Source organism: Pedobacter aquatilis, assembly GCF_032678405.1.
Lineage (GTDB): Bacteria > Bacteroidota > Bacteroidia > Sphingobacteriales > Sphingobacteriaceae > Pedobacter > Pedobacter aquatilis_A.
Window position 1 is genome coordinate 272,559 of record NZ_JAVTSJ010000004.1, and the last position, 23,435, is coordinate 295,993.

At 40.8% G+C, this 23,435-nt stretch carries 15 protein-coding genes; 10 read left to right on the top strand and 5 right to left on the bottom strand.

All coding sequences use genetic code 11. The features are described from left to right. Positions 1-718: 718 nt before the first annotated feature. Complete coding sequence (locus R2R71_RS12720; RefSeq protein WP_316829402.1) at positions 719-2,008, top strand: OmpA family protein; 1,290 nt, start codon at positions 719-721, stop codon at positions 2,006-2,008. Positions 2,009-2,448: 440 nt separating this feature from the next. Next, positions 2,449-2,841, top strand: coding sequence for a PleD family two-component system response regulator (locus R2R71_RS12725; protein ID WP_316831648.1), 393 nt, complete (start codon positions 2,449-2,451; stop codon positions 2,839-2,841). 239 nt (positions 2,842-3,080) lie between these two features. Here the strand turns inward: R2R71_RS12725 and R2R71_RS12730 are convergent, their stop codons facing one another. Next, the gene (locus R2R71_RS12730) at positions 3,081-5,021 is read right to left on the bottom strand and encodes an ATP-binding protein (RefSeq protein ID WP_316831649.1); all 1,941 of its coding nucleotides are present in this window, start codon (positions 5,019-5,021) and stop codon (positions 3,081-3,083) included. Between the two features lie 674 nt (positions 5,022-5,695). Between R2R71_RS12730 and R2R71_RS12735 the strand changes: the two genes are divergently transcribed. The 3 genes from R2R71_RS12735 (at position 5,696) to R2R71_RS12745 (ending at position 10,199) form a co-directional block, all read left to right on the top strand. Next, positions 5,696-5,935, top strand: coding sequence for a hypothetical protein (locus R2R71_RS12735; RefSeq protein WP_316831650.1), 240 nt, complete (start codon positions 5,696-5,698; stop codon positions 5,933-5,935). Positions 5,936-7,124: 1,189 nt separating this feature from the next. Beyond that, on the top strand, positions 7,125-8,660 hold the full coding sequence (locus tag R2R71_RS12740) for a DEAD/DEAH box helicase (protein WP_316831651.1): 1,536 nt from the start codon (positions 7,125-7,127) through the stop codon (positions 8,658-8,660). A gap of 717 nt (positions 8,661-9,377) precedes the next feature. Beyond that, the gene (locus R2R71_RS12745; protein WP_316831652.1) at positions 9,378-10,199 is read left to right on the top strand and encodes a glycosyltransferase family 2 protein; all 822 of its coding nucleotides are present in this window, start codon (positions 9,378-9,380) and stop codon (positions 10,197-10,199) included. Here the strand turns inward: R2R71_RS12745 and R2R71_RS12750 are convergent. Both R2R71_RS12750 and R2R71_RS12755 read right to left on the bottom strand, forming a co-directional pair. Further along, positions 10,185-11,195: a glycosyltransferase gene (locus R2R71_RS12750; RefSeq protein WP_316831653.1), complete on the bottom strand. Its 1,011-nt coding sequence runs from the start codon at positions 11,193-11,195 to the stop codon at positions 10,185-10,187. The genes R2R71_RS12745 and R2R71_RS12750 overlap by 15 nt on opposite strands. A 46-nt stretch (positions 11,196-11,241) precedes the next feature. Then, the gene (locus R2R71_RS12755) at positions 11,242-12,321 is read right to left on the bottom strand and encodes a glycosyltransferase (RefSeq protein WP_316831654.1); all 1,080 of its coding nucleotides are present in this window, start codon (positions 12,319-12,321) and stop codon (positions 11,242-11,244) included. A 914-nt stretch (positions 12,322-13,235) separates the two neighbouring features. On the opposite strand from R2R71_RS12755, the gene R2R71_RS12760 reads away from it, so the two are divergent. After that, positions 13,236-14,066, top strand: coding sequence for a transporter (locus tag R2R71_RS12760; RefSeq protein ID WP_316831655.1), 831 nt, complete (start codon positions 13,236-13,238; stop codon positions 14,064-14,066). Positions 14,067-14,853: 787 nt separating this feature from the next. Here the strand turns inward: R2R71_RS12760 and R2R71_RS12765 are convergent. Continuing rightward, the gene (locus R2R71_RS12765; RefSeq protein ID WP_316831656.1) at positions 14,854-15,267 is read right to left on the bottom strand and encodes a LytR/AlgR family response regulator transcription factor; all 414 of its coding nucleotides are present in this window, start codon (positions 15,265-15,267) and stop codon (positions 14,854-14,856) included. A gap of 1,188 nt (positions 15,268-16,455) precedes the next feature. Here R2R71_RS12765 and R2R71_RS12770 point away from each other — a divergent pair. Next, the gene (locus tag R2R71_RS12770; protein ID WP_316831657.1) at positions 16,456-17,556 is read left to right on the top strand and encodes a S41 family peptidase; all 1,101 of its coding nucleotides are present in this window, start codon (positions 16,456-16,458) and stop codon (positions 17,554-17,556) included. Positions 17,557-17,874: 318 nt separating this feature from the next. Beyond that, a complete protein-coding gene (locus R2R71_RS12775) occupies positions 17,875-19,065 on the top strand; it encodes a DUF2252 family protein (RefSeq protein WP_316831658.1) in 1,191 nt (396 codons plus the stop codon). A gap of 1,043 nt (positions 19,066-20,108) precedes the next feature. On the opposite strand, the gene R2R71_RS12780 is transcribed toward R2R71_RS12775, so the two are convergent. Further along, positions 20,109-20,285, bottom strand: a complete 177-nt coding sequence (locus R2R71_RS12780) for a DUF6496 domain-containing protein (protein WP_316831659.1) — start codon at positions 20,283-20,285, stop codon at positions 20,109-20,111. A 483-nt stretch (positions 20,286-20,768) separates the two neighbouring features. On the opposite strand from R2R71_RS12780, the gene R2R71_RS12785 reads away from it, so the two are divergent. Beyond that, the gene (locus R2R71_RS12785) at positions 20,769-21,206 is read left to right on the top strand and encodes a DUF1810 domain-containing protein (protein WP_316831660.1); all 438 of its coding nucleotides are present in this window, start codon (positions 20,769-20,771) and stop codon (positions 21,204-21,206) included. Positions 21,207-22,176: 970 nt separating this feature from the next. After that, positions 22,177-23,382: a helix-turn-helix domain-containing protein gene (locus R2R71_RS12790; RefSeq protein ID WP_316831661.1), complete on the top strand. Its 1,206-nt coding sequence runs from the start codon at positions 22,177-22,179 to the stop codon at positions 23,380-23,382. Positions 23,383-23,435 lie beyond the last annotated feature (53 nt).

Sequence of the window (23,435 nt, forward strand, 5' to 3'; positions counted from 1 at the left end):
ATCCACTCTAATTAGCACTAGCGTCCTGAGGTTTTACATCGGCTTTAGTCGAATACCAAATTGATAGTTTCCGGTTGTTTTGCAAAACAAATTTGCTAATACCCAAGTTTTCATAGTTAGACCGTTTTGTCCGACGCTAGGTTAAGCAGGCATGTGCAGACATGCCTGCTTTTAATTTTTATGTCTGCCTAGCCAGCTTTAATCTTACCAATTCCTGGAAAGAGTAATTGCAAATAGCTGGAATCAAGCTAATAGCGACAGCATTTTGGTCAAAAATTTACAAAAATCATTCTTAATACCTCTTAAATCAATTCAACTCACCCAATAGACACTGTCGCAGAATAAAATATGCTCATCTATTTCGAAGGTGCATCAGGCGATGTCGCATAAGATGCTAACGAGATAGCTGAAAAATGGGGATGGCATCTTATACCCGCTGAACATTAACTTGTAGCGCTGTAGAAATTATCATTTCGAAAACCTTTTCGCTTTAGACTTGCCTAGAGCGCCAATCCAATAGTGTAGTAAAAAGTATACATTATTTTGTATGGCAAGTACATCCCGAGTCAGTTGATTAAAGATGAATACAACAATATATCCCAGCTGCAAGGCCTATTTCAATACTCAAGGGCATATTTTGGCAAGATTTTTTCTTAAATGCCGCAAACAGTATAGGAGAAAAGCTGTTTAGAGATATAATTATAAATTAAAGAAAAACATGAATTCGAGAATTACTAAATCAACAATGTTGGTTGCATTATTAGGCTTATCATCCCAATTATTTGCACAAGATACAACTCCCGCTTCTTCAGGTACTTCGGGTACCAGATTTGGCGAAAAATCTTTCCGTACATGGACTGTCGGTGTTCATGGAGGTATTTTATCTCCCAACACTATTTTTGGTTCTGGAAGCGTAAGAGCTAAAGAGTTTAAAAGTATTGGTTACGGTGCAAACATCAGAAAACAGATCTTACCATCTTTAGGTTTGCAAGCTGATTTCTTAAGAGGCGACATTAAATCTACAACCGGAACAACAGATTTTACGCAAAGTGTACAATGGTCTGGTGCATTAACCGCTGTTTTTAATGTGGCAAACATTAACATCAATAATGAAAACGGTGTTTTAATCCCGTACATTAAAGGTGGTGCTGGTTACATGTCATCTGACTACAGCGCTGCTACAGGAACTACTGTAACGGAGAGTAATGGGAGAGAAGGCTGGTTTATTCCGGTTGGTGCTGGTGTAAAATTAGGTGTAGCTAAAGGAATTAATATCGATTTAGGTTATGACGTTAACTTCATCAAATCTCCTGAATCACTTCCAAAAAGCAGGTTTGCCTATGCTCACGCAGGTTTAGAGTTTGCCTTGGGAAGCAAAGAAAAACCACAGTTGCAAAACTACAGTTCTTTAGCTAACCTTCGTAAAGAAAGTGCTGAAGAAAGTGCTGAATTAAGAAGAGCTTTATCTACTGCTGAAGAAAATGCCGCGAGAGACAGAGCGCAGTATGCTAAAGATTTAGGCGACGACGATAATGACGGTGTAGCCAATAAATTCGATAAATGTCCTGGAACTGCTTCTGGTACTGTTGTAGATGGTTCTGGTTGCCCAATCAAAGTTCAGCGTGAAGTTGTTAAAGAAACTAAAGTTGTTGTAACAGAAGCTGATCGTAAAGTTGTTAGAGATGCCATTTCTAACCTTGAATTCGATTTAGGTAAATCAACTATCCGTTCTAAATCTTACGCCACTTTAAATAAAGTTGCTAACTTATTGGTAGAGAAAAACTTTAGCTTAAAATTAGCAGGACATACTGATAATACTGGCGGAAGAGAATTAAACTTACGTCTATCGAAAGACAGAGCTGAATCTGTTAAAGCTTATTTAGTATCTCAAGGCGCTAATGCATCTAGAATTGAAGCTACAGGTTACGGACCTGACCAACCAATTGCTACAAATAAAACAGCAGCTGGTCGCCAGGAAAACCGTCGTGTAGAATTTACATTATACTAGAAACAATATAACGTAAAACAAAAAGCCTCCGATAATTCGGGGGCTTTTTGTTTTAAAATCACCACCATAGCCCTCTCCTTAGTAATTGTTGCACTTTTGCCTCCATCGATGTTGATTAGGCTTCGGAAATGAAAAGGTATTCCTTATTAGAGTAAGGTTTGTTTGGGCTTCCGGGCTAATCGGCTTTCGAAGAATGTGCTATCATAAATATGCTTAAAAAGCAGTTGAGGGGGTATTTTATGAATTATCAAGGAATCCCACTAAGTAATTTTTAAGCATTTGATGGGCGAGGGCTTGGCAAGGTCATATTTTAACTTCCCGAATTTTTGTATGTTTGGGGTTTTAGTAATTCTAAATACCGCCTTTTTAGCATCCCGAGTTTTTATATGCTGTATGGGTAATGGTATTTGATGACTTGCATACCTAACGCTCCCAAATAAATGCACCCTCAGATTTCACCTAAGCTTAGGATTTTCATTTTAGATGATGATCCTGATATTCTCACCGCCTTAACCAGCCTGTTTGAATCCGAAAATTTCCATGTCCAGTCCGCAACTGATGCTTATGGCCTCTATCAGCGTTTACTAAGCTTTAAGCCAGACATCATCTTGATCGATGTTATACTTAAAGAGGATAACGGGGGGAGAATTTCCCAAATGCTTAAAGCTGATACAAATTTGAGGCATATACCCATCATATTGATGTCCCGCGTCTACAATTTTCACCAGCAAACTTCCAGCAGCCCATTATTCGCAGATGACTATATAGATAAGCCCTTCACCAGCCGGCATATTCTTGAGAAGGTGATGATATTGCTTAACAACGAAGCTTAACTAAACCATTTAACACTTGGCTATTTTCAGTAATACACTGCCACAGTAAAAAAGAACAGGGGATAAGAGGGGGCCATTCGTGAATACCCAGTGCGATAGGGGCCTGCTACTGGATGCGCTCCTCTAGATAACACCAAAGGGCCTTTGATGATGCTATTTATGCAATACCTAGGTTAGTTTTTTGGGATAGCGGCATGATAATGCTGGCCTAATGGTGTTTCGATGTCTTTAGTCCTGGTTCAAGTTCCGGGTAAATTAAACGAAAATGTTGTGCCATAATCCTCAATACTAGTTACTGAAAGTTTTCCGCCATTAGCCTTCACATACTCTATAGATAATGCAAGCCCTATACCAGTGCCTTTTTCCCCCTTGGTACCAAAGCTACTCTCAAGATTTCCATCGGTAAAGCTTTTAAGCTGTTTTTCGCTCATTCCGATTCCGTGATCTTTTACGCTGATTGTCACTCCAGATAATCCTGCTTGATTGGCTAAGGATATTATAATTTTTCCCCCCTCGTGGCTAAATTTGATTGCGTTGCTAAGCAGGTTGCGTATAATAAAATCAAAATGATGCCTGTCCGCTTGTAGGTTATGGACGTAGCTGAGTTCCTGTAATATCGCAACGTCTTTTTCCGCAGCTTGGCCATTCAGCAGATCAACGTTTCTTTGTATAATCGGCCGAGGGTCAAAGTTCGTCTTTGTCACTTTGGCGCCTTGCAACTGTACCTGGCCCCATGTCAAAAGTGATGAGAGGATGTCGAGCGCGATTTCACTCTGCCGCTTCATAGCGGAAACCTTTTTTAAGGTCTTTTCATCGAGCTTATAATGCTCCATTAAAGCCAGCATTGTCGTGATACCCCCAATGGGGTTTCGCAGGTCATGGCCAATGATAGAAAACAATTTATCTTTGATGCGATTGGAAATGTGTAAACGGCGGCTCAGTTTTCGGTTAAGCCAAAAATGGTAGGTAATAAAAATAAGTAAAGCTAAGATGAGAATGATGATGACAATTCCTGTATTGCGTTCGAATGTGCGTTGCCGGTTACTAAGTTCCAGGCGTTGGATATCCATCTTGAAGTTTTGCAGTTCAAAATTACTTCTGACGATGTCACTCTCATGGATTTTGTTGATCAAAATCAGACTATCCAACAAGACATGATGAGCCTCTAGGTTAATTAACGCTTCGCTAAAACGCCTCTGCTGACGGTAAATGTCGCTAAGGGAATGGTAGATCTCTGCAGCAAGTTTTTGATTGTTTATTCCCCTGGCAATGGAAAGTGCTCTGTTAAGATGGTTGATACTTTGGTCAGCATTTTTTTCTTTAAGCACTCTCGAAAGTTCCATCAACGAACGAGCCTGCTCTTCAGGGTTTTTTATTTGCTGGGCTTTTTCCAGCGCTCGTTTATGATAGGCCAATGACTGTTGTTCTTCACCAAGTTTATGGTGTAGGTTACCTGTTTTTCGTAAAAAGACAATATGATGTCTGGCATAATGTTCACTGCTTCCGCTTAACCGGATTCCTTCCTGATAGGATTCTAGCGCTTTGGAATCACTATCCATCTTGGTGTAGATGTTGCCCAGCTGTTCAAGCAGCGCCAGATAATTGGAATTATTTGTTGATGGCTTGGCCAGTTTATGTGCCTTCAGGTAAAATGCCAGTGCCTTATCCTGGTTTCCATCCTGTTCAGCAAAATTTCCTAGCAGTAAATATACACTGAGCTTTCCGGCCTCATCCTTTCGAAGTGTAAATAACTTCAGGGCCTTTTGCACAAACTCTTGCGATTTTTGATTTTGATTGTCTTTATGCGTATAGCGAGCCATAGCCAAGTAGGCTTCGCCCAATTCCCGCCGATGGTCCGGGAGCTGCTTTAATAGAACTATAACCTCCTGCTCAAAGGAAATTGCCTGGATCAGTTGGTGATTGCTATCATTAAGTTGGGCAATCTGTTCCAGATACATAGCCTCACCGTATACATCACGTGTTCTTTTTGCCTGTTGAAATCCCTTCATGGCATATTGGTATGCTATGGTTGGCGCGCTCACCGCATACTTTTTACTTTGTTGATAAAGAGACGTACTTCGCGCCGTAGCTGGCAGTCGGCCGGTGGAGACGGGCTGATTCCCCTCAATGGCGAGGAAGAATTCGAGCAAAACTAACGTAGTTGATAAAATCAAATCCATAAGATATTAAAGATAATGTTTTACCTGCATGTTTTTGCGGTTCTTTTTATTCATTGCGATGTGTATTGCTAGCTAAATTATGGCTCACCTTTCGTAATCAATATCAGCCAAAGGCTTATCAAATTTACCCAGAGCAGGCCAGAGTACTTATCGATACTAATTGATTTTTAGAACTGGGGAGTCCAAAAAATGTATTGACGATTATATAGGTTATTTCGTGTAGTTGTCATTTGGTGTTTGTTAATAGCTTTTTACGCAATCCATGGTTTGATCATTATAGCCTTTTGATATGCATTCCCAACTTGAAGGCAATCAATATTTTATAGCACCCGGCTGTGAGTTAATATGAGTTCAAAAAATAAACGTTTATGTCCTGGCCCGATAAAAACGGCATATCCGCGCTATGGCTCCTGCAGGGATGACCGACTAAACGGCAAAACAGCAAATTATATATTAATCGATAATTCGATCTGAAGCCTATCTGGCGAATGTATAAATCTTTGTCCATATAAAATGCTGTTTGATCTGGTTGAAGGGATAATAGCACGCTGCTAGAAACAAGCCTTAGCCTATGTATTTGATGTTTTAGCTTAACAAACTACAACTTTGAGGAGAACTGTTTTTTTGTTGGGCCCGTTAAAATTTCGTAATTTAAAGCTAAATAACGCTTTACTATGATTCCTGCTCACGAAATTGAAAAGCTTAAGGAGATGATTCTCATCCGGGCTGGCTTAACTGCAATTGATGACCGCGCCTGCGGGGAAATCTCCATACTAATTTTCAAACATAATGGAAATTATATCAGTAAAGTCACGCTGTTGCGCCTGTATGGATTAATGGCCGAAGGAGAATCTACTTTATCACCAGTGGTGGCAACCATGCTGTGGGATTTCGCTCATGGCAAACGTTACTGACGTTATCGATTACCAGCCCGTAGCTGCTCCTGGTTCAGGGGCAATTCGAAAGGCAGTATATTTGTAGCCATCAGCCTGTTATCGATTTTGGATTTCAAAAAAGATGGTCTGACCTGGTTTGAGGCTATTTAACGGTTTGCCCATCATGAATTTTATGCGATGCTGGTTATCATCCGCAATCATCCCAATGCCCACATCGCGGTTCGTTGATAATATTATTCCTTTTTTAATTTGCAGGCGATGCAGCTTTTGGCTATGCTGATTTCGGCTGCAAGAGCGTAACGAGAAACTATTATTGTGTTGTGATTTTGCCTTAATCACCAACGATGACAAGCAACAATTCATAGACTGCATTAAGCTCAATTAAAGTCATAGCTATAATGATGAACCCAATACCAGTTAATGCGCAAAATCTGATAATACCAGATTTAATGATCGGTTTCATAATATCGTATTTTTTAACTACTTATATAGAGCTAATCTTCAGCTGGTTAGCTCTATGCTAAAATAACAACTTTTAAGATGCTATTGCTGTTCATTTTATTCATCTGGCATTGTACCTTAGTTCAAGGGTCAGCAGAAACTCAGTCCAAATCATCCTCGCTGGATACGCTTCAGTATTGACCACACAACTTTTGAGCAATTTCAATTGCCCCCAGACCTTTCATATAATCGAACTATGCACCTTCTAGTAAGGTAACTTGAAAAGTGTTATCTGAAGATTCGATGTGCGATTGACAGAATTGTTCGATACTGAGCTATAGCGAATCAAGAATTTTGTCCAGCCGAAGCGTGGGGTCAGAGTGTTGTTTTTCGTAATCAGAAGCTATGCGGCGCAGGCAGGTAATTTCGTGGATTTCCTCACAACTCACACCCTGACTTCCCTTGTCCAGCAAAATTTGAATTCTGATTAAAGCGTTTTTGTAGTCTTGTTGGCTTGAAATGGGTTGCATAAGAGAGTTTGATTGAATCAAAAATAGCAAAACAATTAATATATAAAAAAAATCCTTGCTTCATGTACTGATAGTTGGGTAGTCAAAAACGCGAAACTATCAGCAAGACGAGCGAACACATATTGGCGATCTTATCAAAGCAATCGCTCTAAAGAACATCGTTGTAAATAGTGATTTAATTTTCTTAAAATCAAATATCAATAAAACCTTTTACAAGCAAGTTGAGTTATCAAATTATGGATATCCACTCACATTCCCAGCTCGTACCAGCGAATAAAAAAAAACTTCACGAATATCAGAAACATGATCTTCAGATTCTGTTTCAAAAACTCGCCGAGCATTCTTCCGGAAAGGCGAGAATATTATATCAACTGCCAACAGGAGGAGGCAAAACGGTCATATTTTCTGAAATTGCCAAGAGATTCTTAACCGACTTCGGTACCAAGGTTATTGTACTCACGCACAGAATCGAGCTGTGCAAGCAAACAACGACCACATTGAAAAATAGTGGGGTTATCAACAAGGTCGTGGATTCAAAAGTTAAAGCAATCTCAAATCGTGATAAATTTGAATGTTATGTGGCTATGGTGGAAACCCTGAAACGCAGGATTAAAGATGGGCTAATTAATACCAAAGATGTTGGATTGGTTATCGTCGACGAGGCACATCATAACTCCTTCCATAAGTTGCTAGGTAAATTTGAGAACGCAGCCATAATAGGCGTAACCGCTACACCTTTGTCTTCAGATATAAATCTGCCAATGAACAGGTTTTATGATGAACTGATCCTGGGGGAACAAATATCATCGCTTATCGAACAGGGCTTTCTGGCAAAACCCAAGATACACCGTTATGATGTGGAACTCAATTCATTATTAACCGGATTAACCGGAGATTTTACAGTTAATTCCTCCGACACCCTATACGGCTCAGCGGTAATGCTAGATTTGCTGCTCCATGCCTATCAATCACATTCAGTTAAGAAAAAAACTGTGATTTTCAATAATGGGGTATTTGCTTCAAAAAGAGTTGAGGACAAATTTAAAGACGCCGGTTTACCAGTGCGCCACCTTGACAATACGACCTCGTCGTCCGAAAGGGAAGAAATCCTTAAATGGTTTAAGAAAACAACCGGGGCTATTCTTACTTCGGTATCCATCCTGACAACCGGATTTGACGAGCCATCCATTCGGTGCGTAATCCTCAACAGGGCCACGACATCCTTGACGCTCTATCACCAAATGATCGGTCGTGGCTCGAGGATATCGAGAGGCAAAAAAACATTTACCATAATCGATTTGGGAAACAACATCGATAGATTTGGTGACTGGGACAGTAAGGTAGACTGGAACCATCTATTCGCGCATCCTGAAATTTACTATGAAAACCTTCAAAGCAGTATCCAGCAAATTCACTTTATCCCTGCTGAAATGCGCAATGACTTTTCAAATACCCGTGAAATCTCGTTTGATGTGGTTACCGCCTACCAGCTTGCCATCGACACCCATCAAAAACCTAGGACAGTAATCAGGGATTCCATTCGCCAGCATGCATTGATGTGCATCAATAATTGTGATGGAGAATTGTCACGAGCGTTGGCGTTGAGGAAAACGCTGGATAAAGAAATTGATTATCGTATTAAACAATATGGGAAGTGTTTATTAAGTGTAACTACGGATTACCTCAAATGGCTCGGAGAGGATTATCGGATTAAGGTAGATAAGCTGATTCAGAAACTCATTGCAAGACAAATGTTGCGAAACACAGCATAAGTTTTTGCGAGCGATTTAGCTATCATTGACGTGATGAAATTGTGCCTTGGAACCTTATTGAAAAGCATCATTTGTAAAGCAAAGATTCGGCCTAGGATAGGATGAAATAAAACTGTTATAGCTTTAATTTTAAACACTCGTGGTAGACTGAAGTGAGGCATACAAATTTTGGCATTAAAACTTTAGAACGATAGGTATTCTTTGCAGAGCGGACTTTGAGTCTTAAATCTTTTACCATAAAACGCTTTAACCGGATAAGCACCCATGTCTTGAAAATTCCAGGTGTACTAAGCTTGGAAATTACCGTGAAGGCTAAAGATAAACTGCCCCCGAAGGGCTTTTCAGAAAGGGAGGCTATGCTGGAAGCAAGGTTAAAGATAGACGCGCCTATCATCGCTAAATTACAGGGAATGGACTGTGATTAACTAAGGTCAGAAACTTTCGAAATAACAGGCGATGTATTGAACAAACTAAAGTTGCTTAATAGGCAATATTCAGCCATACACAGCTTAAAAACAAAAGAGGCGTAGTCTTCTTGTGCGTTGATAGGGTTAGAAAAGATTTGCAGAATGTGAACATGGTTAGCGATGAAGTTAAGATCTTTTAGAAACGGATTGCCTGTGAAAACCACTTGGGTAAGTATATACTAAAAGGAAGGAGGCAGATTAATTTTAAAGGTATCAAAGAACTTTTAAGTGCGCTTAGGGTTGTTATCCTATGAAGATATCTTTGCTGACGATTGTTTATAACCGTAAATCTGCTATACTTAACATGCTATCCGGACTCTGTCGGGGCACGGTGTTACCCGATGAATTTATCATTGTTCATATGAATGAGCCAAGTTATGATCTAGGTGAATATCCTTTTTTTGTGCGGGAATTATGTATACATACCAAACAGCCCTTACCCTTGGCTCAAGCCAGGAACTTTGCTGCACGGGAAGCCATTCATGAGCAACTTATCTTCTTGGATGCTGACTGTATTCCTTCCAAATCATTTGTTGAAAAATTCTCGAGGGCTTTGGGTAGTCATGATGCACTCCTTTCAGGAAGGGTCGCTTACCTCCCAAAGTCAGCCATGACACGCACAGATTTATTCAGTCGACTCCACCAGCTCAGCATTCCTGACCCTGTACGTAAGGATTTCTTACATTATCCATATCATCTGTTTTGGTCTCTTAATTTCGGTTGTAGTCGTGACATTTACGATAAAATAGGGGGCTTTGACGAAGATTTTGAAGGTTATGGGGCGGAGGATACTGATTTTGGCTTTTCAGCACGAAGGCTAGGCGTAGAGATGATTACTATCAATGCCTTTGCTTATCATCAATACCATCCCAGTTACGATCCCCCCATAAATCATCTACAGCCAATTGTTAAAAACGCCAAGCACTTTAAAACCAAATGGGGCGAATGGCCCATGGAAGGCTGGCTGAAAAAATTTTCTGCAATGGGTTACCTACGTTTCACCAAAGATGAACTCGAAATGCTCAGGATGCCTGTTGTTGAAGAATTTGCGGCCTTGCTAAAAGATACCTAAGCTACAGAAGTGCTTTCTGTAGCGCTCAAGTATATATGCTGCTGCGTTGGCAGGTGCTTCTTTATCCACTACGCCTGACCAATCTGGTTTCAGATCAAATGCCAATGAAAAACAGGCCGCCCAATCGGCAGCTAACAATTCTTCTGGATAAAGGATTAAAGCCAACCCCTGTTGTTCTAACATGCGCGCCTTTACCAACTGCTCCTGAAATGGACGAATCTCGGGTACAACGATGAAAGGTTTGTTTAGCGCGGCGATTTCCATGACAGTATTATTCCCCGCATTACCTACAACGAGGCCACATCTATTTATTATAGCTGCAGGGTTGTCGAGTTGTCCATGATAAGTAATGTTGGAAAAATTCTCTTCACCCAGAACGCTGCCGATAACATGAAAATGCATTCCGGGACAAGCGCTGGCCATACTTGTGACTACAGCTGCCGAGAGACTCGAGCCACCATTTCCAATAAGCACAGCAATTTGATTTTGGTCAACTGTAGATGCTGGTGCTGCTGCGCCAAACCGGGAAATCCCACCGGCAAAAAAGGTTTTAGCAATTACCCATTTCGGATCAGCATCTTTCATTTTCTCAGGGTAGGGTGCAATCAACCCCACGGCATTACAGTAGGCGTTAAGATGCGCTTGATCAGTACGGATTCCATGTTGCTTAATAACAATGTGGGGTATGCCGCATAGGGTAGCAAGCATGGCCACCTCCACCGATACATCCACCACCAGCAAAATAGGATGACTTTCCGAAAAAAAATTTGTCATCATGTTCACGCGGCGCCGCTGACCACTTATATTCATCGGCGCATAGTGCAGCCCACGAGGAGTAACTGGTTGGTAATAAGCATCTCGCTTCGAAGGGACATCCAAGGGTAAATGAACTTGACCATAATCTTGGGGTATCAGTCCACTATAGGAAGATAGTCCGCTGCCCAATAAGGTAACCTCGCATTCCTGCAAATGGCGCGCAATTACCAGTGTGCGCATGATGTGTCCTGCGCCATGATGATGCACGTAAAAGCATATATGTGGTTTAGGCCGCATTTCCGCCGAGTGCTATTGTTTCGAGTAATATCCGTTCGTATGATGTTGCCATCCGCTCGATGTCAAGCACTTCTTCTGCATGTAAGCGGCATGCAAAACGGCTAAGCCTGACAGCGCTCAGGATACAATTGGCAAGTTGCGCCGGATCTGAGCTACTGGTTAAACATCCGGTCCGAGCGTCTAACAGGTAAGGCAGCGCTCCCTTGGAAATGCCCGCTACCGGTGTTCCACAAGCAAGGCTTTCTGCTACGACAAGGCCAAATGGTTCTTCCCAGCAGGGGGTTATGATTGAACACAACGCATTGCCAATCCATTCATTCAGTTCTTCGTGGCTGCAATTGCCCAAGAGTTCAACCTGTTCATCGACCAGTGGCGCTACGTAAGTTTGATAATAGTGCTGATCAGCGATGCTACCTGCAACTTTTATGCTAAAGCCAGCCAGCTTAGCAGCCTGTATGGCGATGTGGGTTCCTTTATCAGGATGGATCCTCCCAAACCATATGAGGTAATCCCCGCCCGGTTCAGCGTAAAATTTCCAACTTTGCATATCCACGCCATTTGTAACTACTTCGCAGGAATTTAGGTAAGGCTGCCAGGCGATTGCATTAGAATTAGATACGCTAACATATTTTATTTTACCGCTCTTGCGTTCATGAGCCATCGCCCGCTTCATTTCAAAGATTGGTGGTGTGTGAAGCACCGTAACCATTGGGGTTTTAACTAATGTTGCCATTGTCACCGGTACATAGTTTAGGCTATTATTAAAAATGACATCATGTGATGCTCCATCAATGTCCTGCATCAGTTCAAGGTAGGCGTGGTGCGTAGAAATAAAGTCTTCGCTGAGTTCATGGGAGCGGAACCTGCTAAAAGTTTCGCGGTCATAATCCAGATCAGACAAAATAACATGAACATTTAATTCAGGATCGGAATACTCGCTAGCATACAAGGTAACAGTATGTCCCTTGCTGATTAACCGTCGTGTGATTTCATAAGTAAATGCCTCCAAACCGCCCATGAAAGGCTTTCGAATGGGATGTTTAAGGTGTGCAATAATGCCAACGTTCATAAGGATTGATTTACAAAACAACCCTTTCCAGGCCAAGAAGTTTTCGTTTTTTGCAAGATTATGATGTATTTATCATTTTGTTTCCGGTTTACAAAGCTTAAAATACTTTGGTGCTTTACAGGACCTTGTAGTATTATACATTACCGGATATAAACATGTTATTTTCATTTACGTATCATATTATAACATTTTTCAATATAAAAAACTGCTGCTCACAACTAATTCAGCCTTGCGAGGGGTTAAATCTGCATAGCACGAAAAGATCCATTTCTGACTAAGTTTCTACCGTTTGGAACGCACCTGCCGATGCCTTGTGGATTCCTCATTTTCTAGCCTAACAAGCAAAATCTTTTTTTCATTGCTACTGATTTAAAGCCGGCCGGATATGGTTGCGATGGTAAAACAGACTTCCCTTCCCGCCTTGGTCCTCTGGCTTTCAATGCACCAAACGTGCCGCAGATTCAGCTTGAAAAATCTCATTCTCTCCCTTCACTACAATTATCCAACAGTACAAATCATGCTCAAGGGAGTTTAGAATAGTGCGTGCTTAAGATTATATGCCATGTCCAATCAATAAAAATAATAATACATTAAGTACAGAGATAATCAAGTGCTTCATTGCCAGGTTTCACTCAGCCAGATCTGATAGGAGTTTGAAAAAAAAGCGTACATATTCGTATTTTTTCTCAAGAAGATTATTCTCATCATACAGCAGCTCTATCCATTGCTCGCGCTCATCTTGCAGGCTCTAAGTCCACCTCAAGGGAAGTTTTGAGTTGAGCTGAGGTAGCGTCTGGCCTTTTTATAAAGCGGCCGGATACCGGTAGCGCATGGCCAATTTGCCAAACATTAGCGGGATTGTACGGTTATGTTTAACAGCCTGGCTTGCTGTTCTTAAAATAATTTCATTGACTATGAAAAAACTTTACTTTATCCTACTTTTCACTGCACCGATATTCGCTCTGGCGCAGAACATAAAACAAAAACATTACAGCCTATTCCGACCCGTTCCCCGCGCACTCATGCGAGAGCTGGAAACCGATCGTCCGGACGTAACCGAATCTCCGATTACGGTCGATGCAGGTCATGTGCAATTTGAATCCGATCTTTTCAGAGAGGACCGAGCATTTGGCGATTATTCAACCAAAAACAGCTACCTGATCAATCAGATGAACCTAAAAATAGGGCTTAGTGGCCATTTAGCAATGCAACTGTCTATCGGTACTTTCGCATTTGCCAAAACTACGGATCTAGGATCCGGCACGATCGCATATAGGCATGGCTTTGGCGACCTGGTATTGCGAATAAAACAGAATATTGTTGGCAATGATCAGGGCAATTTTGCAGTAGCTATCCTTCCTTACCTCATCCTTCCTACCTCTGGTCTTGAAGATGAACACCGTTACCAGGCCGGCTTGATTCTTCCGATGTCCTTAAAACTTCCCGGAGATTGGAAACTTGGAATGCAGTTAGAAGGGGATCGGCTCAAGGATACCGAAGGCCGGGAACTGCATACCTCGCTTTTACAGACCCTCAGCGCTTCCCATGAACTTATTAAACATCTCGATGGTATTGCAGAAAGTTATTACACCTACGATTTAAAAGCCCACCAACTAATGGCTTTCCTGAATGCATCATTGCAATTTGAAATCAACAAGAACTGTAAAGTCGATGCGGGGATAAATTACGGGATTGATCATGCCGCCGACAAGCGTGGATTTGTAGGACTTTCTTTCCGGCTCTAAGCGCCCCAATCTATGCAGCAGCAAAGCGTATGTGAGAGTACCAAGTGTTCTATAAAACTATTCCAAAGCAAAAGCCAACCGGTGATCAAAGGGGTGATTTTGAAGCGTTTTTTAAAAGGTTGCTTCCCAAATAAGCTTGAATCTGATCAATCTGGCCTTCAGAAAGCTGTAAAATTATCTTACTTTCGATTGGGCTAACAAATGTTCCAATCAGCGCGTATCAGTTGCTTTGAGATTTCCAGCGTTATTAAGTTCAGGACCTTGTACCAAAAACATTCTAGAATTAAAACTGGAAGCAATTATGTTCTCGACGTATAACCTTAGGATAGGGCGTGTAAAAAAGCAGTTACAAAGAATTGTAACTGCTTATCTAAATTAACGCGCTCAATATGCTAACACATTGATGTAGGGCTCTCACCTCCTACATTGCAAATGTAATCAATGCTTAGAACTTGTTTATACAAATAAGCAAATTAAGTATTTATACCCTACAATACAATAACCCCTAACACAGCTTTAAGCAAGGGTAGTATGCCTGCTCGAATATCTCCCTAAAACAAGGTAGTCACGTGGTCGGTAGAGGATATCCTTAAAAGCTGCCTGTAGCAAAGCAGGTCAAAACATGATTATTCATCGGTGCCAATCTTCTTTTCATTCCCTCATTCACACACTATCAAATACAGCTCACTTGTCTAAACCCTGGAAATCTTTACCCCGGATTAACCTTTCATTAGCATATTATTGGGTTTGCCAGGATACCTGCAAATACAAGTTTTTCGAATACTTTTTAGCCACTTTCAGTAGTAAAATCGGTTATATTGGATTGCTTACGATTTTTTTTAATGAGTTCATTGACTGTAGAGAGGAACTTTTCAAAACTAACGGGCTTAACCAGGTATTGATCGCATCCCACTTTGAAAGCATCCAGCGCATATTCTTTATAAGCTGTGATAAATATCAGATAGCGCACATGTCCTCTGAGTTTTTTTGCAATGTCAATCCCGGAAACCTTCATTTTGATGTCCAGAAAAAGAAATTCAATTTGTTTGAGCTTTTTAATGTGATCAATAGCCTTCAGGGGATCGGTAAAGCTGGATTCCAATCTAAGCTTTGGGATGTGAGCGATGTAATTTTCGAAAACGACGATAGTGGTTGGATCGTCATCGACTATGATACAACTTTGCGGGTGAGAATTATTCATACTGATTCGTTGAAATATAAAGCTCAATTAAGGATGGTCTGATGTATCAGCCCCTTATATGATCGGTTAAAAGGTTAGTTACTATGAATTTTATCTTTCCAAAAATTCAGCTACGCTGTAAACATTATCAGACGAAAAAAGTTTTAATTGCTTATTTATTACCCCTGCGTTCCCAAAAAAAGAAAAACAGTTACACGCTAGGTTAACCTGGCGGGGAGCAATCCTCAATTACCGGATGAACTAATTTCAGGGCTGCAAGAAAGTTAAAATGCATGTTTTCGGGCAAAGTTGAAGGAAACAAACGCAGCCACATAAGGGCCAAACATTTGCCTTCCGGCTAAAGCATGCAAAACAGACTCTTATTGACATTTACTTAGCTAAGGAAAAATGCAAAATCGCGACGCTTGTTAAATAAGACTAATCAGGAATGGAAAGGTGCTTGTCTGATCCATTTAGTTAGCTAGCCAATGCAGCAAAGTTTAGGTATGGATAGATCAAAAGGGACATTGTATATTTACCCGCTTAATGGTGCATTGGGTGAATGCTTATTTAGATAAATCTTTTTAAATCATCCCGGAATACACTTCATGTTGCGCCGCTCCTGTGATCGATCTCTTAGCTAAGGATTTCTTGCGATTTGCCTTTGAAAGTGCGGTTTCAGCTTTAAAGAAAACAATTTAGTGTTTCTTTGCTGGATTATAGTGAAGATCGACCAGATATTTATTTGCAAATGCACTGGATATCTCATGATGGGGAGTAATTTCTCGATTAATCATTTTTCGAAGTAAATTGACTATGCAGGTACGGCGGATATATATGGCGATCTTTTTTCCATTTGAAAGTGTAGGAACTTTTAAACCCTTCGCTTTTAAAAATGGTTCTATTATATTTTTAAAAGTGTCGTGATTGAATAACAGGCAGTAATTGTTGGTCATTTTACAGGTTTTAAAGCAACTACGAAATTATCGGTGGTCAGGTTTCCTTTGATTTAGGTTTATTGACAATTGTCATGCTGATTCTACATCATAAGGCTGTAATCCACCTTGGATTCAGGATTAAAAAGAACACCGACTTGCTGAAAAAAGTTACCCCAGGCATAATATATTGAACGCTTTTATCTATATTGTATGGTTTTGAGAATCGACATTTTTAATTTTTAATAATGCATCACTCCAAGCAAAAACCGAAATGAAATTTCTCAAATTCTTATTTCTTCTGGCCTTTCCCATTATATCCTCTGCCCAGGAATGTAATTGTTTGACGAACTTTAACTATGTTGTTCAACGTGTCACAAAAAATTACTCTGGTTTTGCCGATAAAGTGAATTCTACGAACAAAGGGAAGTTCCTTCAGTTCACAAGATCTTTACGTAGCAAGTCAAAATCAACTGCAAGCTTGGATTCCTGTTATGTGCACCTGCGAACTTGGACCGAATATTTTCGGGACCACCATCTCCGCATTCAACTGGATTGGAGATATAGAAAGAATCACCCTGATGTTGCGAAACGATTGAACAGCCTGTTTGCCACACCAGCCATTCCCCTCGATCGCTCTGAAAACCTTGAAACGATAACCTCAATTCATATTCTAGATAGTAATACGGTTTCGTTCAGGCTGCCTTCTTTTGAGTGGAGTGAAAAACAAACGATTGATAGCCTTCTCAGGAAATATAAGAAAGATATACTTATGCGCAAAAATTTAATCTTAGATATCAGGGGAAACAGTGGGGGAACGGATTACGCGTTTGCCGAATTAATGCCTCTCATTTATTCCACTCCAATAAAAATTAAACCCGATGAGTACCTTTCCACAAAGGAGAATATACGCATACTGGAAGCAAACCTAAATGAAGAGGGGATATCCACGGAAGCTAAGAATTTTCTAAACCATTTGATATTACTCATGAAGGAAAATCCGAACACTTTTGTCAATCCATCAGGTAAAGATTTTTTTGAAACTAAGCTTGACAGTGTTTATCCAAACCCTTCAAAAGTGGCAATACTGGTTGACAGAAATTCTGCGAGCTCAGCGGAATCTTTTTTACTAATGGCAATGCAAAGTAAAAAAGTAAAAGTTTATGGTGAAAATTCTGCCGGGACTTTAGATTATAATAATACCCAATTCTTTGATATCCCCTGTAAGGATCTTAATTTAGTGATACCAATTGGCCGTTCAAAAAGACTTCCAGCTCATCCAATTGACAATATCGGTATAACCCCTGATTTTACAATTGACCCGAAGATAACAGACAAAATAAGGATTATCAGAGCTTCACTAAGCAAAAATTAGCCACATAATATACTGGTGATAGCCGTTTCCGAAGTTCCGTTTTGAGATTGGTTTCGAGAAAATTGAGTAGAACCTTACCTTTCCAAGTGGAATGATTGAAGCAATGCTCCTGCATTTCAAAAAGGCCTTAATATTAATATTGCCCAACTCGCAGGCTGAATATCAAAATTTTACACGTTGCCTGATATTGCCCCATTTTTTAACCCAAACCCTACCAGCGATCCTCAACAGCAGGAACGTAAATCAAAAAATAACATCAGCATTGCTGTGGATAAACATTAACCTTTTTTTTTTGTTGAGTGAAGAATATCCGAAAGAATGAAAGAGGTTACCAAGAAAATTTTTGAATACAATTCGGCCCGTAAAAAGGCTGTCGTACACTTGAAATACAAGGCAATGTGCGAAAATGCCTATCGGTTTTTCCGGGGGAGCTGCCATCTTTTTTACCAGCAGGTTTCTGCGAAATCGAACATTTTTTCCTCGCCCGTCGGCTGGATCTGCGGTGACTTGCACCTAGAAAATTTCGGCAGTTTCCGCGGTAACAATCAAATGACCTATTTCGATCTCAATGACTTTGATGAAGCGGTAAAAGCCCCCATTTTGTGGGAGGTAGCCAGGCTAGTCACCTCCATATTAATTGCCTTTCAAGTTATGGAGATTGATGCCGATCAAGGCATGAATTTAGCCATACTATTCATCCGCCAGTATCGGTCCACCTTAAGGTCTGGAAAACCACAAGCGATTGATCCTAGAACTTCAAAAGGAATAGTCAAAGATTTTCTAAAGAAAGCAAGTCGTAGTTCGGCGAAATCTTTATTAAAAAAGCGTACCATTTTGCACAAAAAACAGCTTTATCTGGATCTGCGTGATGAGCGGCACTTCAAAATCGGCCCCAAATTATACGCTGACCTTCAACAGCATATTCGAGCATTTTTGAAGCATTCAGACCACACTCCTTATAATTATCAGGTTCGCGATGTAGTATATAGGTTGGCTGGTACTGGTAGTTTAGGGCAGCGCCGCTACCTCTTTCTACTCGCTCACAAACACCGCAAGGATGATCACCTGCTGCTTGATATGAAGGAAGCTTTACCGTCATCGCTCGTACCCTTTTTAACCCACAAACAATGGGAGTGGGGGAATGAGGCAATGCGTATTACATCCATTCAGAATAGGATGCAGCAAGTACCCTCGGCGATGCTGGATGTCACCTGGTTTAGAGCGCGCGCCTACGTTATTCAAGAGTTACAACCAGTAAAGGACACCATAAAATTTAAACTTATCAAGGATAATTACCGTGATCTGATCCAGGTGATCAATGATATGGCAGTGCTAACCGCTTCAGCCCACCTACGTTCTGGCGGGACTTACGGGTCAGCAACAATCGATGAGCTCATGCATTTCGCTAAAAAATGCGATTGGGAACCGGGCTTACTCGATTTTGCCCAACAGGCCTGCCTGGCAAACTTCAAGGATTATTATGACTTTAAATCCGATATTATCGGTTAAGATGAGCACATAAAATTCCATAACCTAGTGCGGAGCCTTTCATGGCGGTACTTTTGAAGAAACCGTCAACAGTGAATATTGTGGTCAATGTTGGTGCAGCCCCAGCTTAAAGTGTTTACGGCAGTGATAATGGATAAAAGTGGTATACATGATTGTAAACAGCCCAAGCCTTTTCCTTTAGCTGGCCCATCAGACCATGGCGGCAGAGGCAAGCCTCGGGCAAGCTTTCCTTAAAAAGCCAATGCATTGGAGGGGGACCTCCCTTCCATCTTATCAGTCTTTATCGCAAATTATTCGTCTAACGAACTCGTTGAGCGCATTACATTTACCCATAATTCTTTGCGCTGGACGCCGGTACCCGAGGGCTGCGAAAATCCACTGCCAGTTATGTGACGGATAAATTTGAAAACCTGTTACCCAAGGACAGTTCTAAAGCTTGTTTCAGCGATTTAGGTTTTTAGTCTTATGCCTGAAGTTGCTCCTATAATTGAAGGCGTCCAAACCTCATTGTTCATTGCTAACTCAGCCCGCTCTGCAAAAAAAAAAGCATACTAGTATTATTCTAGTCATGCTTCCGGGGTATCTAGAGCGCTTAAATAGCGTTTTCTGAATAACAAAAGTGTTTACCGATATGGCATTAGTATCGGTTAACTGATTTAACTGCAAATTCATTAGGCAAATTTCTTTGCGATTTACTGTGGCAGTAAAAGGGTAGGTGAATAGCTGCGTAAAAAGGGTTAAGTTAAGGCAAGCACTTTTACGCTTTTTTATCGATCAGGCTGCTGAGCTGGTATACTATTATCACCCTACCGTTGCCTGCTATGGTGAATGTTCATTAAACAATAGTGCTTCAATGAAGCACCCAGAATTTTGAATTAATTCTCTAGCGCAAGTCAATCTAGACAAGCAACACCTAAAAGGTGCGCCGAATGATCAGGCCACGCAACGGGCTGGTACTCGAAACGCCTGTAAACATGTCCTGGTGGATATTCAGCATGGTAAATCATCAGAGCGGATCTTGAAACCAGATTAGCACAACTGTTTCAATCTTTTTTCTTTGGCACCTTGGCGCCTTCCTTGCGTGCCTCTGATAGCCCAATGGCTACTGCCTGTTTCTTAGATGTTACTTTTTTACCCGATCCAGACTTCAATTTGCCTTGCTTCTCTTCGTGAAGCGCTTTTTCGACTTTTTCTCCGGCTTTTTTTGAATATTTGGCCATAATAATTGAAATTATTTGTGATCCTTAATTTTTTTGGAAAACGTTAAAGAACGTTTAATAAACACGCTAGTAATGGAATGGTTTGAATTTTAATTAATGTCTTTAAGATATGGGAACTGCTGCTGCCGGATTGCAAAGGAATCATCAGATATATGTGCTCGCAAGGTTTCACGATCGAGAAATTACCCAAATTAACCATGAGAGCCGCGTTAAGCTGTCCTTGATGCTATTCCCATTTGGAAAATCACCAGCATTTTTAAGTAGCGGATCGCTCCATGTCGCTTCTGACCCTTCAGCTTAGTGGATGAAGAAGGTGATAAAGCACAGCGCCACCATGCTTATCTGAGATAGTGGCATAATTTAACTGGTAAGGAAAGAGACTGAATTTAAGAAACCTCCCTTAGATGAAAGCTAAGCGGTGCATTAGTATGCTTAAGTAAAAATCTTTAAATTCGCCTCAATAATAAACAATGATAAGCCTCCATGGAACTTGAAAAATTAGAGCGTTTTTTGACAGCACAGAATGAAAGCTACCTCAGGGCGATTGCCGAGGTTAGTGCTGGGTATAAGCGTACGCATTGGATGTGGTACATTTTTCCGCAATTGCAAGGTCTTGGTAAGAGCGAAACTGCCCAGTATTTTGGACTGAGCGGGTTAGATGAAGCCGCGGGTTACCTTAGACATCCCATTTTAGGTGCTAATCTCAGGGAAATTACCAGTGCGCTGTTGTCTATTCAAGACAGATCAGCACAGGAAATTTTCGGCTCACCTGATGAGATGAAACTGCATTCCTGCATGACCCTTTTTGCGCGGATACCGGGAGCGGATGAAATCTTTCGAGATGTACTCATTAAATACTATGGTGGTCAGGAAGATGAGCTCACACTCACAATTTTGAATGAAGGCACATCCGGGAGGTAGTTTAACAGTTAGCAGGTCAAACTATTTGCTAATGTGTATTTCAAAGGGATATCCCGCGAAAAGCTTTTCTTCAAAAAAGCACCATATTGCGTTATGACAGTTCGCCGACTTGTTGGAGAAGAATGCTGCCTGCCTCTGACATGGCGACCTATCATCCAATAAAGTTTGCTTTAATAAGTTGCCATCAGGCATATTGACGAATTTGAACTAATAGCTCGTCAACCTGCATAGCTGCTTTAGTTAACGCAACAAGGTGTAAACAAGCACGAATGGCGCACCGAAGCCTATAATAAGCTCATCGTTCACATATCTGGCAATCTCAGTGTTACCTTTTTGAAGTTGGTTTTGATGGCCTGCTGTTATCTTCATTGGTTAATCATTTTTCATACCTATACGGAATTCGATGCACAGCCTTCTCTCAATATTTTTGTGTGCTGGCCATTAATCCCCTATTAAGGTTCGCTTATCACCAGCCCCCTAGCTTAGTTCACTAAAATCGAATAAGAGGGATCTGGTTTATCCCTACACATTTAAGCTTAATGATAATTATTGCCGGGATAATCAACATCATAATATTGGTTTTATGAATTTAAGTGAACTTGCCATCACAGGTCTTTGGGGAATATTTATCATTGCAGGTTAAAAGCGAAGCCATACGTCACTCGCCGCTTGCGGGCTACAATCTGCTGCTCGAAGCGGATACTTTTTGCTTTAAGTAGCTTAATAGATGGATTAAAAATAACCAGCAAAATATTCGATCCGTCTACTGTCTACCATTTGCTATCAAAGTACACGGAATTTTACATTCCCGTTTGCTAACTTTATTGAGATACAGGTGTAAACATGAGGGTTTTAAAAACTGTAGTGATTGTATTTGGAAAAAGACATTGATAATTGTCAAATAAACTTGTGAAATCGAGAAAAGGATTTTGAAAAGGGTAATTTTGTAGGAGAATAAACCGGACTAAAATTGCATCTCATCTACATCTTAATTATTGGCTCGATTGCTATATTGGGCTTAGTAACGCTTAAGCTACTCCTGTCCTCAGGACAGCACCGCTATCCGAACCTGATGCTTGCCATGGCAATTTTTAGTGTCATTTGGTATTGTCTGATATTTGCGTTGACAAATTCAGGTCTTATTGCAGAACATCCGATCCTGTATAATAAAGGATTGCCGCTTTACTATCTAATCGGTCCTTGCTTTTATCTTTATGTCCGCGCGCTACTTCAGCCAGAATTTGCAAAATCTAGGCTTCGTGATTTGAGGCACTTTCTGCTTATCATTCCTGCAGTATTATCTGTTTTGCCTTATAACCTTGCCAGCGCAGCTGTTCAGCAACAAGTGGTGGACCAGGTAAGGGCGGATGTAGGTTTTGCTTTTGGCCATTCAAAATACATTGTTGAACGCTGGCATTGGATTACTTTTCCGGCGAGTGCATTTATCTACAGTGTTTTTCAATTCCGTTTGACACTTAAAGCTTCGAAAGCTAAACAGTTTGACCGCAAATCCATTCGCTGGATCATGTTATTTACCCTTACCGCAGCCTTATTGTTTGTTGGTATGTTGGCAGTGAGCTTCAATGTACTTTCCGATATGTCTGCGGTGGCTGACTTTTTGAAATCAGGAAGACTTGTGCTGCTAATGGGAACAGGATTATTGGTGCTAAGTAGCTCCTTCTTTCTCAATCCTGGCTACGAATTTGGTATTACCACGATCAAACTGATCGCGGAAGCCCAAATGCCAGAACCTGCAGTGGCAAGTTTAGATAGTTTAAAAACAGCTACTAAAGATCAATTTGAGCAGATCAATGTGAAAATGTATGATGAGGCGTTTACCCGCAGGATAGAGAACTACATACGTCAGACTGAAGTGTTCAAAAATGCCGGACTTACAGTAAGTGAACTCGCCGCGTTGCTTCAGATTCCAAACCACAAGTTATCAGATTTTCTTAATAATTACCATAAGGTTAATTTCAATACCTACATCAATAACATCCGCATCAACTATGTGATGGAAAAACTTCAGGAAGGGGACTGGAAACAGTTTACGCTGGAGGCTATCGCGCGTGATGCCGGCTTTTCTTCAAGGAATACTTTTCACGTTTATTTTAAGCGTCTAATGGGGACAACCCCGTCAGGCTATTTAACAGAACTAAAGGCGCAGACAGCCTAGTTTTTATGTCCTGATTTTCAAAATCAGGACACCATTAGTGTCCTAAGAGGCCA

Bases quoted from the DNA above. Each gene is read 5' to 3' on its own strand.
- R2R71_RS12720 (WP_316829402.1), top strand. From the start codon at position 719: ATGAATTCGAGAATTACTAAATCAACAATGTTGGTTGCATTATTAGGC.
- R2R71_RS12725 (WP_316831648.1), top strand. From the start codon at position 2,449: ATGCACCCTCAGATTTCACCTAAGCTTAGGATTTTCATTTTAGATGAT.
- R2R71_RS12730 (WP_316831649.1), bottom strand. From the start codon at position 5,021: ATGGATTTGATTTTATCAACTACGTTAGTTTTGCTCGAATTCTTCCTC.
- R2R71_RS12735 (WP_316831650.1), top strand. From the start codon at position 5,696: ATGATTCCTGCTCACGAAATTGAAAAGCTTAAGGAGATGATTCTCATC.
- R2R71_RS12740 (WP_316831651.1), top strand. From the start codon at position 7,125: ATGGATATCCACTCACATTCCCAGCTCGTACCAGCGAATAAAAAAAAA.
- R2R71_RS12745 (WP_316831652.1), top strand. From the start codon at position 9,378: ATGAAGATATCTTTGCTGACGATTGTTTATAACCGTAAATCTGCTATA.
- R2R71_RS12750 (WP_316831653.1), bottom strand. From the start codon at position 11,195: ATGCGCACACTGGTAATTGCGCGCCATTTGCAGGAATGCGAGGTTACC.
- R2R71_RS12755 (WP_316831654.1), bottom strand. From the start codon at position 12,321: ATGAACGTTGGCATTATTGCACACCTTAAACATCCCATTCGAAAGCCT.
- R2R71_RS12760 (WP_316831655.1), top strand. From the start codon at position 13,236: ATGAAAAAACTTTACTTTATCCTACTTTTCACTGCACCGATATTCGCT.
- R2R71_RS12765 (WP_316831656.1), bottom strand. From the start codon at position 15,267: ATGAATAATTCTCACCCGCAAAGTTGTATCATAGTCGATGACGATCCA.
- R2R71_RS12770 (WP_316831657.1), top strand. From the start codon at position 16,456: ATGAAATTTCTCAAATTCTTATTTCTTCTGGCCTTTCCCATTATATCC.
- R2R71_RS12775 (WP_316831658.1), top strand. From the start codon at position 17,875: ATGAAAGAGGTTACCAAGAAAATTTTTGAATACAATTCGGCCCGTAAA.
- R2R71_RS12780 (WP_316831659.1), bottom strand. From the start codon at position 20,285: ATGGCCAAATATTCAAAAAAAGCCGGAGAAAAAGTCGAAAAAGCGCTT.
- R2R71_RS12785 (WP_316831660.1), top strand. From the start codon at position 20,769: ATGGAACTTGAAAAATTAGAGCGTTTTTTGACAGCACAGAATGAAAGC.